At 52.5% G+C, this 18,031-nt stretch carries 6 protein-coding genes; all 6 read left to right on the top strand.

The genetic code is table 11. The annotated features are described in order from the left end of the window. Nucleotides 1-109 precede the first annotated feature (109 nt). The 6 genes from ACK5LI_RS01115 to ACK5LI_RS01090 all read left to right on the top strand — a co-directional run bounded on the left by ACK5LI_RS01115 (nt 110) and on the right by ACK5LI_RS01090 (nt 17,540). The gene (locus tag ACK5LI_RS01115; protein WP_416945787.1) at nt 110-2,941 is read left to right on the top strand and encodes a helicase-related protein; all 2,832 of its coding nucleotides are present in this window, start codon (nt 110-112) and stop codon (nt 2,939-2,941) included. A gap of 3 nt (nt 2,942-2,944) precedes the next feature. Next, entirely contained in the window at nt 2,945-7,738 is a 4,794-nt protein-coding gene (locus tag ACK5LI_RS01110) for a hypothetical protein (protein WP_416945786.1), read from the top strand. Beyond that, nucleotides 7,728-8,450, top strand: coding sequence for a DUF3800 domain-containing protein (locus ACK5LI_RS01105; RefSeq protein WP_416945785.1), 723 nt, complete (start codon nt 7,728-7,730; stop codon nt 8,448-8,450). Before ACK5LI_RS01110 ends, ACK5LI_RS01105 begins: the two co-directional genes overlap by 11 nt. Then, nucleotides 8,440-8,946 carry a hypothetical protein gene (locus ACK5LI_RS01100; RefSeq protein WP_416945784.1) on the top strand — a complete coding sequence of 169 codons (507 nt, stop codon included), beginning with the start codon at nt 8,440-8,442 and terminating at the stop codon, nt 8,944-8,946. The genes ACK5LI_RS01105 and ACK5LI_RS01100 overlap by 11 nt, the downstream gene beginning before the upstream one ends. A gap of 116 nt (nt 8,947-9,062) precedes the next feature. Then, a complete protein-coding gene (locus tag ACK5LI_RS01095) occupies nt 9,063-15,398 on the top strand; it encodes a DEAD/DEAH box helicase (RefSeq protein ID WP_416945783.1) in 6,336 nt (2,111 codons plus the stop codon). Nucleotides 15,399-15,407: 9 nt separating this feature from the next. Then, nucleotides 15,408-17,540, top strand: a complete 2,133-nt coding sequence (locus tag ACK5LI_RS01090; RefSeq protein ID WP_416945782.1) for a UvrD-helicase domain-containing protein — start codon at nt 15,408-15,410, stop codon at nt 17,538-17,540. Nucleotides 17,541-18,031: the final 491 nt, after the last annotated feature.

Here is an 18,031-nt window from a genome sequence, read left to right as displayed (position 1 = left end):
TATTACGCAGTTCAGCAGTCACCAATAGTAAAGCTAGCAGTACCCCCAACACACAGTGACACCTAAATGAGAATAATCCCACTGCAAGATCAAGACGGAGAATATTGAGATGGCCAACACGGTTCCCGCACCAGGAGCAAGAATTATAGTCCGCGATGCCCAATGGCTCGTCCGTAAGGTCGAACGCACACAGGGCAACGGCCATGTCGTTCATGCCATTGGCCTCTCCGAACTGGTGCGCGACAAGGAGGCACAGTTCCTCACCCGGGCAGACCGCATTGTGGTCATGGATCCGGCTGAAACAACCCTCGTTCAGGACACGTCTCCCAATTTCAGGTCATCGCTTTTGTACATGGAAAGCTTGTTACGCAAGACTGTTCCTACTGACGACAAGATATATTGCGGGCACAAAGCTGCTATGGACTCTGTCCCTTATCAGCTTGACCCCGCCGCTCTTGCCCTCAAGCAGCCCAGACAGCGCATTCTCATTGCTGATGCCGTTGGCCTTGGTAAGACTCTAGAATGCGGCCTTCTCCTTTCGGAGCTTATCCGTCGCGGCAGGGGACGCCGCATTCTCGTTGTGACTGTGAAAAGCATGCTTACCCAGTTTCAAAAGGAAATGTGGTCCCGCTTTTCCATCCCCCTTACCCGACTGGACTCTGTGGGCCTGAATAGAATCCGTACAACCATTCCCACCAACCACAACCCGTTCCATTATTTCGATAAATCCATCATTTCCGTCGACACCCTCAAACAGGACTCGGAATACCGGGTATACCTTGAAAACGCATGGTGGGATGCCATCATCATCGACGAAGCCCACAACGTAGCCGAGCGCGGCAAGGCCAAATCCCAGCGGGCTCGCCTTGCAAAGCTGCTTGCGTCACGGTCCGACAGCCTGATCATGCTTTCTGCAACTCCGCATGACGGCTCAGCCCAAAGCTTTGCTTCGCTCATGAACATGCTGGACCCGACGGCAATAGCCAACACCGATAAGTACGGCCCAGAAGACATTCGCGGCCTCTTCATCCGTCGCTTCAAGAAAGATATAAAGCATCAGGTACGCAGCGAATTCAAAGAGCGGGTCATTCAATCCGTCAAATCACCGGCCTCCCCTGCGGAAGAAGCCGCCTTCGAGGCCCTTGCAAACGCCACCTTTGCCAAGTTGGACACAAAACGCGGGGCCAGCCAGCTTTTCCGCACCGTACTGGAGAAGGCGCTCTTCTCCTCGCCCGCTGCATGCGCCAAAACCATTGAAAATCGTATTCGCAAACTGGAAGCGGCAGGTGGCATAGACGATCTTGCGGATATTGCCGAACTCAAGGCTATCCAGAAAGCTGTTTCTGCCGTTAACGAGCAGGATTTCTCCAAATTCCAGCGCCTTGTTCAAGTGCTGACCGACAAGGACGGACATTTCCATTTCACTGGCAAGGCATTCGACGACAGACTGGTCATTTTTACTGAACGTATTGAAACGCTTGAGTTTCTGAACAAACATCTGCCAAAGGTTCTGCAGCTTACCGACAAGCAGGTCACAACCCTGCGCGGGGATGATCCCGACACCAGGCAGCAGGAAGTGGTAGAAGAATTCGGTAAGGACCAATCCCCTCTTCGCCTGCTTATCGCCACAGACGTTGCCTCGGAAGGCATCAACCTGCACTACCTCTGCCACAAGATGGTGCACTTCGATGTCCCATGGTCTCTCATGGCCTTCCAGCAGCGCAATGGACGAATCGACCGCTATGGTCAAACCCGTACGCCCTACATTGCCTACCTGATGACAGATTGCCAAACGCCCAAGATCAAGGGTGATGTCAGAATTCTTGAACTGCTCATCCAGAAGGATGAAGAAGCTATTCAGAACATTGGCGACCCTTCTGCCTTTATGGGCGTATACGACATAGGGGAAGAAGAACGGATCACCGCAGCAGCGATTGAAGCCGGAAAAACCGCAGAAGAATTTGAGCAGAGCCTGCAGCAGCCCCAGGTTGAAGACGACATTTTTGCCATGCTCACTGCGGCCGTCACTCCTGGAGACGCGTCCAAGGCAGAGCAACAGCCGCTTACCGGTACCATGCCCAGCCTTTTCGCCAGCGATTTTGAATACGCCCGCGAGGCCTTCAAACTGCTGAACATGGATGCCTCCGTCAATACGCAGGATCGCAGTATTGTAATCCCTCTTACCGATGAACTGAAATACCGCTTCCGCCACTACCCTTCCGAAGTCATGTCCGGCCGCAAGTCGTTTATGCTGTGCGATGACAAGAACATCATCCAGCAGGAGATAGCCCGCAGCCGCAAGGAAGAGAACGCCTGGCCAAGCATTCAGTACCTCTGGGAACAGGATCCTCTTGTCCAGTGGATATCAGACAAAGCCATCAGCAATTTCAGACGTCTCGAAGCGCCCGTGTTACCGCTCTCAAGATTATCGAAGGACGAGGCAATATTCCTCATTTCCGGCCTTATTCCCAACCGCAAGGGACACCCCATCGTACAAAACTGGTTCGGGTGCCATACACAGGCTGGCAGCTTCAAAGGCTTCCTTTCCCTTGAGGACGTTATGGGGCGGACAAAGCTTGGCATAGAAAAGCTCGCAAACACCGGCACGGTGGTGCAGACAGAGCCCCTGCAGAAGCTTCTGCCCGGCATAATCGCACAGGCAAAACGCTACATGCATGATCAGCGTTCAGAGTTTGAAAAGCGCATTAATCCGCTTCTGCAGGAACAGCTGCAGCGCTTGAGTTCGCTGCATAACGCCCATCTGGGCCAATACCTTCTCGACGACACCCTGCCGCAGGTGACCAAGAACAAGAACGAAGTCAGACGCAGGGAAACGAACAAGCTTTTTGACGAATATAAGGCCTGGATCAAGGACACCCTTGAAACGGAAGACAGCCCATACATCAAGATCATTGCAGTGCTGACCGCAGGCGGAGAATAGCCCATGGCCATAGATATCACCGGCATTTCGAACGAAAACGAATTCTACACCAGCCACTACATTGCCGCTGTTCTGGAAAACGACCTCAAAGGTGTTTTTACGGAATGGAACCGTAAAGAAACGGAAGAAAACTGCAAGTCTCCGGTCACCAAACTGACCGACGTTGCCAGACAATACTTCAGCTTTCGGAAAAGCCTGCGTGAAGCCCGCAACGGTGAAACCCTTGAGCTGAGGGCAGAGTTCGCTCAGGCACTGCTGGAGGCTCTGGATTATGAAATGCACCCTGTGGAACGGGAGCTGGAAGGCGACATATACCTCCCCATTATCAGTGAAGTCTGCCGCACCAGCGGTGCACCGGAGCTATGGATCATTCAGGCTGTAGATGCATCGGATGAAGGCATTGACCCGTTTTCCCTCTCCCCCATCCGTGACCAGTACCTGACAGGCGAAGCAGCCCTCTCCATGCTGCCGTCAAATGACACCGAGGCTCCCTGCTTTGAAGAGCTTCTGAACCGGCACATATTCACACGTCCGGAGCCGCCCCGCTTCGTACTGCTACTGTCCGCCTTTCAGGTTGTCCTAATTGACCGCAACAAATGGAACCGCAAACGACTGCTGCGCTTTGACCTGCAGGAGATTTTCGACCGCAGGGAGCGCACCACCCTGCAGGCCATGGCGGCCTTTCTGTGCCGGGATTCCCTGTGCCCCGCAGAAGGCATGGCCCTTATCGACACGCTGGACGAAAACTCGCACAAGCATGCTTTCGGCGTGTCGCAGGACCTCAAATACGCCCTGCGCGAATCCATTGAACTGCTGGGCAATGAGGCCGTGCAATATCTGCGCACAGTCCGCAAAGACAAAATGTACGGCGGCGCCCTCGATGAGCAGCAGCTTTCCATGGAGTGCCTGCGCTACATGTATCGTCTGCTCTTTCTCTTCTACATAGAGGCGCGCCCCGAGCTTGGCTACGTGCCCATCAAAAGCGAGGTATACCGCACCGGCTACAGTTTGGAGTCACTCCGTGATCTAGAGCATGTGCAGCTCACCACGGAAGAGTCACTGGTCGGTTCCTATATCCATGAGAGCCTGAGCACCTTGTTCACCATGATCTGGGAAGGCTACCGGGGTGAATATCGCAAGAATATGCACCCCCTTGGTGACGACATTCCCCGTATCGGCGAATTCGACATAGCCCCGCTCAAATCGCATCTATTCGATCCGGCGCAGACGCCTATGCTGGGCAAGGTGAAGTTCCGCAACAGCGTGCTGCTCAAAGTTATCCAGCTCATGTCGCTTTCCCGCCCCGGCAACGGCAGAGCCCGTCGTGGACGCATTTCCTACGCACAGCTCGGCATCAACCAGTTGGGTGCGGTGTACGAAGCCCTGCTTTCCTACCGTGGGTTCTTTGCACAGACCGACCTGTACGAGGTGAAAAAACCGGACGCTGAATATGACGAGCTGGAAGCCGCCTACTTTGTCAAAGGCGAAGACCTGCCCAAGTATCAGGACAACGAAAAGGTGCTGGATGACCAAGGAGAGCCGAAAAAGTACCCCAAGGGCACCTTCATTTATCGTCTTGCCGGACGCGACCGCGAAAAATCCGCTTCCTACTACACGCCGGAAGTGCTCACCCGCTGCCTTGTCAAATACGCACTCAAGGAGTTGGTGCAGGACAAGAGCGCGGATGACCTGCTCACCCTCACCATCTGCGAACCGGCCATGGGTTCCGCAGCGTTCTTGAACGAAGCCGTGAACCAGCTTGCGGAACTGTATCTGGAACGCAAGCAGCAGGAGCGCGGCGGGCGCATTCCCGTGGAGGAATACAGCCGCGAACTACAGCGCGTTAAAATGTTCATCTCAGACAACAACACCTTCGGCGTAGACCTTAACCCCGTTGCGGTGGAGCTTGCCGAGGTCAGCCTGTGGCTGAACACCATTTCGGATGAAGGACTTGTGCCGTGGTTCGGCAACCAGCTTGCCTGCGGCAACTCGCTGGTGGGAGCACGGCGTCAGGTATGGCCTTCCAGCTTCATTACCCGTGGCGCGCCCAAGGGTTCCACGTGGCAAGATGTGCCCCCCGTACGCATTGCCCCCACAGAAGAACGCAAGGCGGAACAGGTGTACCACTTCCTTCTGCCGGATGCAGGCATGGCGGAATACACCGATAAGGTCGTAAAGGACCTCGCCCCCACACAGATTAAGGAGATCAAGGACTGGAAAAAGGAGTTCACCAAGCTTTTTTCCAAGGAACATACCCAGCAGCTGCTCAAGCTCTCCCGCGCCATAGACAAGCTGTGGGCCGCCCATGCGGAAAAACAGGCAGAGCTGCGCCGCCGCACTGCCGACCCCATTCATGTGTGGGGACAGCAGGAACAATCCAGCATGCGGCAGACCTCCACCGTGCAGGAAAAAGACCGCATTCTTGCACTGGAACAGTACGCCACGGATATCCGCCACGCCACACCGTACAAGCGCCTGAAGCTGGCCATGGACTACTGGTGCGCCCTGTGGTTCTGGCCCATAGATAAGGCAGACATGCTGCCCAGCCGTGATGAATATCTTTTTGAAATGTCGCTGCTGCTGGAAGGCGAGGTCTACCAGAGCCAGTCCACCAATGGCGAAATGCTGCTGCCGGGTCTGCATCTTAAAGGCCAGAAACAGATGGAACTGCCGTTTGATCGCACCCTCGGGCTGGTGGATGTGGATGCGCTGTGCACCACGTTCCCCCGCCTGCAGATGGTGCGGGATGTAGCCGCCCGGTATCGTTTCCACCATTGGGAGCTGGAGTTTGCGGATGTTTTCCGCAAGCGCGGCGGGTTTGACCTTATTCTGGGGAACCCCCCGTGGCTCAAGATTGAATGGAACGAAGGCGGCCTGATGGGTGATTATGAGCCCGAGTTTGTGCTGCGTAAATTCAGTGCATCCAAGCTTGCATCGCTCCGCAATGAAACGCTGGAGACTTTTGGTATCCAGCAGCCATATTTGAATGAATACGTAGACGCCGCCGCTACAAAAAACTTTCTGAACGCAGCACAGAACTATCCTGATCTTAAAGGGATGCAGACCAACCTGTACAAATGCTTCCTGCCGCAGGCATGGATGCTGGGTACAGCCTCCGGCGTTTCCGGCTTCCTGCACCCGGAAGGGATTTATGATGACCCCAAGGGTGGAGCCTTGCGACGTGAAGCATTTTCCAGACTTCGCGCTCACTTCCAGTTTGTCAACGAGCTGAATTTATTTGCAGAAGTTGATCATCACGCTAAATTCAGCATCAATATTTCATCGACTCACCCCAAAAGCACCACCGGTTTTGCCCATGTTGCGACTGTATTCGCTCCATCCACAATTTATGACTGCTTTGACCACAATGGAGCAGGCCCAGCCCCAGGCATCAAGGATGACGACAGCAAGTGGAACACTGCCGGGCACAAAAGCCGCATTCTCACCATAACAGATAGTGAACTGGCCCTTTTTGCCAAGCTCTATGATTCAGAGGGTACGCCACCGCTGGAAGCGCGTTTGCCAGCCCTGCATACCGCAGAACTGATAGACGTACTGAAGAAGTTTGCAGCACAACCTAAGCGACTTGGGGATATGAGGGATGAGTACATATCCCTTGAAATGTGGCATGAAACCAATGCCCAAAAAGACGGCACCATGCGTCGTGAAACTCGCTTCCCCAATGACGCTTCTGAACTCATTTTGTCCGGGCCCCATTTCTTTGTGGGCAACCCGCTGTATAAATCCCCACGGGCGGAGTGCACACAGAACTCGCATTACGATATTCTGGACCTCACCACCCTGCCGGACGACTACCTGCCCCGCACCAACTACGTGCCCGCCTGCGATGCAGACACGTATCGCACTCGCACGCCCAAAGTGCCGTGGGGAGAGAAGAAGCCAGTTACGGAGTTTTATAGGTTTGTAAACAGAAGAATGTTTGGAACATCTGCCGAACGTTCATTAATTGCTTCTATCGCGCCACCTAATGTTGGCCATGTTCATCCAGTTCTCTCAACGACATTTTCCGACATTAAATTTTGCATTGAGTTTGCAGCATGCTGTGCTTCAAGCTCATACGATTTTTTTCTAAAAAGCACCGGTAAAAGTGATGTATACGAATCAACACTAAGAACATTCCCTTTAATAGTATCCACGAATAATACAAATCGATACCTTACCCTAGCTTGCGTAACAACTCACTATGCAACGCTATGGCAAGAATGCTTCTCTATATCCATGACCGATGAGCGTTGGACCAAAAAAGACCCGCGTCTTCCCAACAACTTCTTTGCCAACCTTACCCCCGTATGGACGCGCGATTGCGCACTGCGCACGGACTACGCCCGCCGGCAAGCGCTGGTGGAGATAGACGTGCTTGTGGCCCTGGAGTTGGGTATGACTCTGGATGAGCTTAAGACCATCTACCGAGTTCAGTTCCCTGTCATGCGCCAGTATGAAGCGGATACGTGGTACGACGCCAACGGACGCATTGTGTTCACGGCATCCAAGGGTCTCATAGGCGTGGGGCTGCCCCGAAAGGCGAACAAAAAGGACGCCATATACGGCATTCACACACCACATAGGCAGGAAGAGAACATTCCTCTTGGCTGGGAAGACATTCAGGGCGTGAAAGAAGGCACGGTCACCAAGACCGTTGAAGACGACACCCTGCCGGGAGGACCGGTTATGCGCACCATTACCTACGTTGCGCCCTTTGACCGCTGCGACAGAGAGCAAGACTACGAAACCGCATGGACTGTATTCAGCGAGAGAGATATAAATAATGCCAAGTGAAATTAATATCTACTGCGACGAAAGTTGCCATTTAGAGAATGACGGAATCCCAATCATGGTGTTAGGAGCTTTAAGCTGCCCCAAAGACAAAATACACTCTGTGTCTCGAGCAATTCGTGACATTAAAAGCAGGCATGGACTGTCGACAAGCATAGAGGTTAAATGGAGCAAAGTTTCACCGGCTGGAGTTGCTTTCTACCACGACCTCATCCGTGTTTTTTTTGAAACACCTTACCTTGAATTCAGAGCTCTTGTTGTTGAAGATAAAAACAACCTTGATCACAATAGATTCAACCAAACACATGATGACTGGTATTACAAAATGTACTTTGATCTACTCAAAGTCATAATCGCCCCCCAACAACACACCTACAACATATATCTTGGCTACAAAGACACCCAAGGCTCTGTAAAAGTGCAACGCCTGCACAATTACCTTGCCAATGCGCACTATGACTTTTCAAGAGAAATTATAAGAAAAATACAATTAATTCGATCAGATGAAGGAGAACTCCTTCCCTTGGCCGACCTGCTTATCGGTGCCGTTGCATATGCCAACCGTGAACTTGAGGGAAGCGAGGGCAAGCTCTCCATCCTGCGCCACATCCGTCAGACATCTGGATACTCCTTAACTCGTACCACCCTTCTTAGAGAAAGGAAGATGAATATCTTCAAATGGTCGGCGCAAAGGGGGCTCCAAAATGGCATATGATTGGCTCCCAGATATTTATCCGTTTACTGCGTGCAACAATGATTGGGCTAGGTATTGTGACCAACTCTACGCCTTTTTCCATGCTGATTTCATACATTCGAAGCCAATATTTGAAACACTTTCAGTTAACACGAAGCGTCACCCGGAACATGACGATAAGGCCGCAACTTTTTGGCACATTATTTCCGAAGGAAGCCACGAAGAAGAGCGGACACCTGATCTTCGGAGATGCGAACGGATTCGGTGGCCTCGACCGGTGATAGAAAACTCACACGAAGTAAAGGTTTGGGAAAATGATAGAAAAGGGCAAAAAAATATTTGTATATGGGCAGAAGAAGAAGATTACTTAGTCATCTTGAGAAAAAGGGAGGGGTACTTCCTTTTTTGGACGGCTTACCCTGTCATTCAAGAACACAGGAAGAGAAAGCTTGAGAAGGAATATCAAGACTTTCAAGCAATCCAAAATGCAAACGCCGCCACACACCAAGGTGCATGACGGCATCGTTACTCTTTCTACTCATGGCAGATGAGCTACTAAGAATATAGACAGCACCCTGAGTTGTGTCAACAACTCCCTACATATCATATTCAAGCTTGATAATCGAGGACGGCATGCTCCCCGCAGTTACGGCTACACAAATACAGCAAGGCCTCAAAGACTTTCTGACCACGAACTTCTCCATCTCCTCGCCCTACTTCAACGAGCTGCTGGAGGAATTCATCCGTAACGGCAATGCCTTCAAGGGGCCGTACCTGTCTCTCGGGCTGCCCTTTGCCAAAGGGACACGCGGGGCGGACTGCTTTCCGGAACTGCGACTCAAATACCCGCCATACCTGCATCAGGAGCAGGCGTTTGAGAGGCTTTCCGGCTCCGATCCTGCTTCCACGCTTGTAGCGACGGGAACCGGTTCCGGTAAAACGGAATGTTTTCTGTATCCCGTGCTCGACTACTGCCGCCAGCATGCCCACAAGCGCGGCATAAAGGCCATTCTCATCTACCCCATGAACGCGCTGGCCACCGACCAGGCGCGGCGTATTGCGGAATTCATACACTCTACCCCTTCGCTCAACGGCATGGTACGGGCCGGTTTGTACGTGGGCCAGCGTGAGGCGCAGCCCAAAAAGATCATGGGCGAGCACCACGTCATTACGGACAAGGATGTCATCCGCACTTCGCCGCCCGACATTCTGCTCACCAACTACAAGATGCTGGACTATATGCTCGTGCGGCATCAGGACCGCAATTTGTGGCAGCTCAATGAACCGGATACGCTCAAGTATTTGGTGGTGGACGAACTGCACACCTTTGACGGTGCACAGGGTACGGACCTTGCCTGCCTGGTACGACGACTCAAGGCGCGGCTGAACACCCCGGCCAACGGGTTGTGCTGCGTGGGCACATCCGCCACCCTCGGTTCCGATGCGGGCATCAAGCACCTGCTGCAGTATGCAGAAGATGTATTCGGCGAGCCCTTTGACGAAACAGCCATCATCCGGGAGCACCGCGTCAGCGCTGTGGAGTTTCTTGGCGACGGCGTCATCCGCCACGCCATGCCGCCGCTGCCTTCCGACCTGGAAAGTCTGGGTCCTGAAAACCATCCTACGCCGGGGGCCTATCTTTCAACCCAATACGGCCTCTGGTTCGACCCGGACTCCATCAAAAATGGTGTTTCCACTGAGCAAATACAGGCTATTCAGGACAACCCGTTCAGGGTCCGCCTTGGCGCTGAACTGAAGGAACACCTGTTTTTCCAGAATCTGGTACGAGAAATAAAAGGGGACATCAAGGACTTCAGCGAACTGCTGGAAACCATGCGCCCCTTCTTCCGTGGCATTACCGGAGCGACCGAAGAATACCGTTCGCTGGTCCTGCTGAGCCTACTCTCACTCATCAGCCACGCCCGCCGCACGATCACCATAGAGAACGACGGACAGTTGAAGGACGTCATTCTGCCCTTCCTCAACGTGCGCATGCAGTTCTGGCTCCGCGAACTGGCCCGAATGGTCGTCAGTGTGGATGCCAAAGACGCAACCACAGGAAAGCAGCCTGTGCTGCGTTTTTCCACCGACCTGCCAGAGGAATCTCCCACACAGTTCCTGCCCCTTGTTCATTGTCGTGAATGTGGCGCCTCCGGCTGGCTGGGCCTCACGGATATCAGCCGGGGCTACTATCGCACCGAACTGCAGCCCATTTACGCCAGCTTCTTCAAAAAGAAGGACAGCAACTTCCGCCTGTTCTTCCCGGACGTGGCGGAAGCAAAAGAAGCGAATGGAGAAGGTGCGGAATGTTTTATCTGCGGCTCATGCAGGGCCATCCATCCCTACAAGTCCGAGAATGGAACCTGCCGCAAGTGTCATAGCCCCAACATCATCAAGGTGTTCATTCCGAACAACTCTTCCAAGGACTGCCCGTTCTGCAAAGCCCGCAGCAGCATGCTGCTGGTTGGTGCGCGTGCCGCCAGCCTTACCAGCGCCATCATTTCCCTGCTGTACGCCAGTCATTTCAATGATGACAAAAAGCTCATCACCTTCTCGGACAACGTGCAGGACGCTTCGCACCGCGCAGGTTTCTTCGGGGCCCGCACGTACGGGTTCACGCTCCGCTCCGCCATGCAGCAGTGCCTCCAGCACCAAGTCAGTGAGAGTACATTGGCCGCGTTCCCTGCCAGCTTCTCGGCATTCTGGAAAAATGCGCTTACCACGCCAGAATACCTTGCCACCTTCATCCATCCCGGCATGGAATGGCGGCAGGACTATGACCTGCTGAAGAAGAATGGCGAACTCCCCGCTACCTCCAAGCTGTCCGCAGACATAGACCGGCGTCTGGAATGGGAAATATATTCCAACTACAGCCTGTATTCCAGAATCGGAAGAACGCTGGAAAAAACCTCCGCTTCCATTGCCTATCCCCAACCGGATCTGATTACAGAAGCTACGGAGCGGCTGACGCCTGTGCTACTGAATGAATATGAGGAGCTGCGGGACATCACTCCGGAGCAGGTACGCATTTTCATTACCGGCATAATTACGCACCTGCGCCAAAATGGCGCAGTGTGGCTGCCGATATTAGGCGGCTACATGCAGGATTGGGGAAAACCGTACCGAATGTCACAACAGCACATACCGTGGATGCCTGCGTTCGGCCCGCAGCACAAGCTCCCCCGCCTGTTGACAAACCGTGCTGGCGTGGAACGCTTTGAACAGGTTTTCAAGCATTCAGGCAACAAGCTCACGTGGTGCACCATGTGGGCTACCAAGAATTTTGCGCGCCTGAAAAGTCTGGGTATTAGCCTGACACAGGGGATATATGACAGAACGCTGGCAGCGCTCAGAGACTGCAACCTGATTATCGAAATGGATGTGGAGAACAGGGGCCAGAACCACAAGGTGTGGGCGCTCAATCCCTCATCCTTGCTGCTGACTACGCAGGTAACACAATACCGTTGCAACCCGTGTGGCCATGGTCTTTCCGCCGCTTCTGCTGAAGATGCAACATGGACGGAAGCGCCATGCCACAGACACGGCTGCACCGGAAAATACGCCCCGCTACCCTCAAAGCAGGACTATTACGGTAAGCTGTACTGCATGGGAGACATTACCCGCCTGTTTACGGCCGAGCATACTGGCCTGCTCACACGTGATGAACGGGAAGCGACAGAAGACACGTTCAAAAGCTCCGGCGAAAAACGGCAGCCATGGTTCCCCAACCTGCTCTCCTGTACTCCCACATTGGAAATGGGCATTGATATTGGCGACCTGTCGTCCACAGTGCAATGCTCTGTTCCCCCGTCACAGTCCAATTACCTGCAGCGCATAGGCCGCGCAGGCCGTAAGGACGGAAACGCGCTGAACGTCACCATTGCCAATGCCAAGCCCCACGACCTCTATTTCTTCGAAAGCCCCAACGTCATGATGGCGGGTGACGTTGAATCGCCCGGCGTCTTCCTCAATGCCTCCGCCGTGCTGGAACGCCAGCTTACTGCCTACTGTCTTGATCGCTGGGTAATGACAGGCATTACGGAACGGGACATCCCCGACAAGCTTGTCTCTGCCATCAGCGCCGTTGAAAAACGCAATGAGCAGGCGTTTCCCTACAACTTCCTTCGATTCATTGAAACGAATGCAACCGACCTGCTGGACCGCTTTCTGAGTATCTTCGAGGGCAAGCTGTCAACTGACGCACAAAAACATCTGTACGTTTTCATTCATGGCAGGACCGGAGGCGAAGGCGACATGGCCGAACTGCCGCCGTTGTCATGGAAGATTGTCGAAGGCATTGGCCGCATTTTGAAGGAAAGGAACTCCCTGCGCAAAAAGGCCAGCAAAGGGACGGAAGAAGTCAAAAAACTTGAGGCAGACCCAACAGGCGGCGAGGCTACCAAAGAACGCATTCAGGAACTGAAGCGGGAAGTAGCAGCGCTCCGTTCACTTGCATCCGCCATAGGCCAAAAAAATATCTTCAACTTCTTCACCGACGAAGGGCTGATCCCCAACTACGCCTTCCCAGAACAAGGCGTCACGCTGCATTCCATCATCTATCGAAAGAAAGATAAGGCAGATGAAAATGGCAACTACGATGTGAATACCTTTGAGTATGAGCGGGCTGCGCAAAACGCCCTGACAGAATTCGCCCTGGGTAATACTTTTTACGCAGGCAAACGCAAAGTAACCATCGATCAGGTGGATATCGAAACCTCAGAAGTGACTGCTTGGCGTCTTTGCCCTGAGTGTTCGTATTCTGTTGCCGTTGCCCAGAGCGATGGCCCCGGCCCATGCCCGAATTGCGGGTCAGAACTATACGCCGATGCGGGGCAAAAGCGCCAGATGCTCCGAATGTCACAAGTGTTCGCCACCACATCTGAACAGCAAAGCCGTGTTGCGGACGATTCAGACTCCCGGGAACCGCAGTTCTACGTGCGCCAACTGCTCGTTGGCTATAGCCCGCAGGACGTGACCGAGGCCTGGAGGCTGGATACGGAAGAAACCGTTTTCGGTTATGCATTCCTCTCCCGCGCAAATTTCCGAGAGATCAACTTCGGAGAATTTGCCGATGATGAAAACGGCCTTTCAGTTGCAGGCATAGACACACCGAAAAAAGGGTTCCGGATATGTGCGCAATGCGGAAAGCTGCTCCCGTTAAACAGTGGCCCCAAGGATCACGCCTGGGGTTGTTCCTCCCGCAAGGAAGGGACAAAGGAGTCCGTGCTGGACTGTGTGTACCTCTACCGGGACTTCAACTCCGAAGCGATCAAGATACTGCTGCCCTTTACCGGCATGTGGAAGGCATCCGCAGAGCTGGAATCGTTCATTGCAGCCTTCAACCTCGGCCTGCGCCTGAGATTTGGGGGCTCCATCAGCCACCTGCGTAGCACGCTGCACACAGAGCCGGACACGCAGGAACGGGCACTGCGCAAGCAATACCTTGTCATTTATGACTCGGTCCCCGGAGGTACAGGCTACCTTAAGGAGCTGATGCGCGATGCGCGTATCATCGAAGTCCTTGAAATGGCATACCAACATCTCACACACTGCAGCTGTGGTGAAAAACAGGAATTGGATGGTTGCTACCGCTGCCTCTTGGCATACCGTAACAGCTCACAAATGCGGGCAATTTCCAAACAGAAAGCCATAGAAATTCTTGAACAGATACTGAAGAATAAGAGCAAGCTCGTTCCGGCGAAGGATCTTCAGTCTGTGTCCCTAGGCTCGTTGTTCGAATCTGAACTGGAAGTCAGGTTTATTGAGGCTCTCCGCCGCCAGAACTCTGAACATCTGCGGGTGAAACTTGTACGGCAGATCGTAAACGGTCGCGAAGGCTTTTTCTTAGAAATCGGTGAGTCGCGGTGGTTCATCGAACAGCAGGTAGATCTTGGTCCCGAGAAAGGAGTCGCAATCCATAGCCGAGCAGACTTTGTCTTTACTCCTGCCCGGTCACAAATGCCGTCCCAACCCGTTGTCGTATATACGGACGGGTTTACATGGCACAAGAACCGACTGGGGCAGGATATGGCGCAACGCATGGCCATTGTCCGTTCAGGTCGCTATGTCGTTTGGTCGTTAACATTCCATGATGTGCAGGAAGTATTCGACAACAAGCCATTCCCGGCTCCGGACTACATAAAGAACTGGTCTGCTGACGCGAAGGACATCATCTGGGAGCGAATATGCCCAGACAAGCAAATGCGCTTTGAAAACATGACCAGCTTCCGGATGTTCATCCGTTTTCTTACCACCCCGGAAAACAACGCATGGAAAACAGCAGCGAATGCATATGCCATGTGCGGTGTAACCACCCCTGTCACCAGCCGTGAAGAGGCTCTCAAAACGGTTACCCGCTATATTCCTGAAACACTTACACAAGCAGCCCTGCTGGATAGTACGGCTCTGTTTGGCCACCATGAATCGCCACAAACACACCGTTTCTTCTCGGCCGTACAGAAACCACAATCAAGCTCCGCAGCACTCTGCCTTATCGATTCGGAGGAGATCAGGGAGAGCAAGGAATTTGAAGGCGAATGGACTGCATTCTTACGAGGCTACAACCTGTTTCAATTTCTGGAGCATTCCGCAGCCATTGCACAATCCGGAATCGAAGCGGGGCTGTATGACGATCTGCTTGAAAAACAACCTGAAGCAGACACCGAACGCAAGGATACCGAACAGCAGGCAGAATGGGACGAGCTTAGCGAATTACTCTCGCCAGAGTTCCACCCCATCTTGGCAAAACTCATTGAAGCGCGTGCCCCTGTGCCGGAAGTTGGCATAGAAGTGACAAGTGACGGAGTCGTTCTTGGCGAGCTCGAACTCGCATGGCCCACGAAAAACGTAGGCATCGTCACCGAGGACTATGCTCATCTTCAAAATGAAGCCCGTCTGACTGAGTGGACGCTTTACAATCTCGCAGACGCCGAGAAGACATTCTCTGAGCTGCTTACTCAAATAGCATAAGGACATGTCATGTCTATGAACAACATTTCCATCGCCGTTTCTGCTGACTTCTTTACAGCATTTGCCCAGATCCCCAAGCGCCAGCAGACCAAGGTACTAGAGTTTGTAAACAAATTCAGAACTGACCCAAGATCGTCAGGGATTAACTACGAGAAAATTAACGCAGCACGCGACAAGAACCTGCGCTCCGTCAGAATTGACAATACCTATCGCGGAATCGTCATGAAACCGGAGAATGGTAACGTTTACCTACTTCTTTGGGTCGACCATCATGATAAAGCCTACGAATGGGCCAAAGACCGCCGCTGTGACATAAACCCGGAAACAGGCTGTATTCAAATTTATGTTGTCGATGAAGTACTCGCACCTGCGGAGACTCCTGCCGTAGAGCTGCCCTGCCTTTTCGCCGGAATTCGAGATCGCGATTTTCTTAGACTTGGCGTGCCTGAGCCGCAACTGGAACTGATAAAAAGAATACACGCCATCGAAGACCTGGAATCCCTTAAGCCTTCCTTACCCGTGGACTCCTTTGAAGCCCTTACGTTCCTCGCGCAAGGCGATCCGCTGGAAGAAGTCTTAACCGTAATCGACTCATATAAAGGCAATGCGAAACATGTGAATACAGAAGATTTTGCGACAGCCCTACTCAACCCGATTTCGCTGCAAAAATTCTCTGTAGATCCTTCAGAACAAGAGCTGGAAGCTATGCTTCGTGCCCCTCTAGAAAAGTGGCGTGTATTCCTGCACCCCTCCCAGCGCAGCCTCGTCGAAAAAGATTGGAACGGAGCGGTTCGGCTTCTTGGAGGAGCCGGAACTGGTAAAACTGTTGTTGCTCTGCACCGTGCTAAATGGCTTGCCGAGAACAAATGCAACGATGGAGATCGAATCCTTCTTACAACCTTTACCAAAAACTTGGCAGCGGATATTGAGAGCAACCTCAAGACTATTTGCTCCCGAAAATCTCTTGAACGAATTCATGTTGTTAACCTTGATAAATGGGTGAACGACTTCCTTCGTCAAAACGACTTCCGTTTCGAAATTGATTACGGCTCTCGTACAGCCCCCCTCTGGGAACATGCATTCGAAGCCTTGCCACCGGAAGCGACGGAACGGTTCAGCCGCAGTTTTTTCCGTGAAGAATGGGAAAACATTATCCAGCCGGAAGGAATTACAACTCTCGCTGAGTATTTCAAGGCCTCAAGATCAGGAAGAGGAACTCCGATGGGGCGGAAGGAACGGCAGCTCATCTGGCCTATATTTGAGGAATACCGCATTGCCCTGGACGAACACCGTCTTCGTGAGCCCGCTGATGCCATGCGAGAGGTAAGACACTTACTCCAAGGGATGCAACGGAAGCCATACCGGTATATCATCATCGATGAAGCACAGGATATGAGTAAACAGGCTTTTTTACTCATCCGATCCATGGCCCCCGAAGGCAGTAACGATCTCTTTATAACTGGGGATGCTCACCAGCGTATATATGGGAATAAGGTTGTATTGGGGCAATGCGGGATCAATATCAGGGGCAGGGGTAAAAAACTCCGCATTAACTATCGCACCACTGAAGAAATCAGAAATTGGGCCACTGCCATCATGCATGGGGTACATGTAGATGACCTTGATGGAGATTTGGACTCTAACGACCAAGATGTCTCCCTCATGCACGGGGAACGTCCTGATATCCGCATGTTCCAAGACATACATGGGGAAACCGATGCCCTGGCGAACTACATTTCCTCACTTATCCAGCATGAAATACCGTTAAATGACATATGTCTCGTGGCTAGAACGACTAAACTTGTTGACGCTTACTCCCAACTGCTTAGGGACAAGGGCATAAAGATTTTTCCAATTCAAAGATCGCAGGTCGATGACAGGTCTGTAGATGGAGTGCGCGTCGCAACGATCCACCGCGTAAAGGGACTGGAATTCAACGTAATGATTATTGCAGGAGCAAATGATGAAAACCTTGCTCCTGCAGGGCCCTCCTCTGATGACCAGACGATAAAGCGCCTTAAACGAGATAGGGAACAAGCCCTGCTTTACGTGGCAGCAACGCGCGCCAAGAAGCATCTCCTCATTACAGGATATGGTCGTCCATATGCCCTGTTTAGCACTTCAGACAAGCGTCATGAGTAACACTAATAACCCATCTGACAGGAACAAAGGCAGCAGGTATCAGTTCCAAAAATTTGCACAACGGGTTTATTTTGTAGCAGACTACCATATTCAAATGCTTGTATTGCAATGCCCTTCCCCCAACTAGGCAACTCTGACATTATGGTGACGGATGGAGGCCCTCTGCCAATGAACCGGGTGTGAGCATTTTTATACGATAGAGTCGTAAGCACTCCCTCCATCTTTACTTATCCTGCTTTGCTATAGGGGGACAGCCAAGATGAGAAATAGCGTGGAGCCTAAAACAGATAGGACAAACATAGGACAGATATAGGCCAAATCCGCTACTGGCGCGGCCTTCTAGTGAGTATAGGTCGACTGTTTCGGATAAAAAGAAGGGCGAAATCCAAAATGAGAAAAACTCTGGATTTCGCCCTTCTTTGTACACCCAAAATGAGAAATATGTTTGATGAGAAACGTTATTCTTGTGGGATCTTCTTTTCTGGGGTGGC

This window comes from Oleidesulfovibrio sp., from assembly GCF_047973035.1.
Lineage (GTDB): Bacteria > Desulfobacterota > Desulfovibrionia > Desulfovibrionales > Desulfovibrionaceae > Oleidesulfovibrio.
Note: the sequence above shows the minus strand (reverse complement) of the source record. Positions and strands in the feature narration are given on the sequence as shown.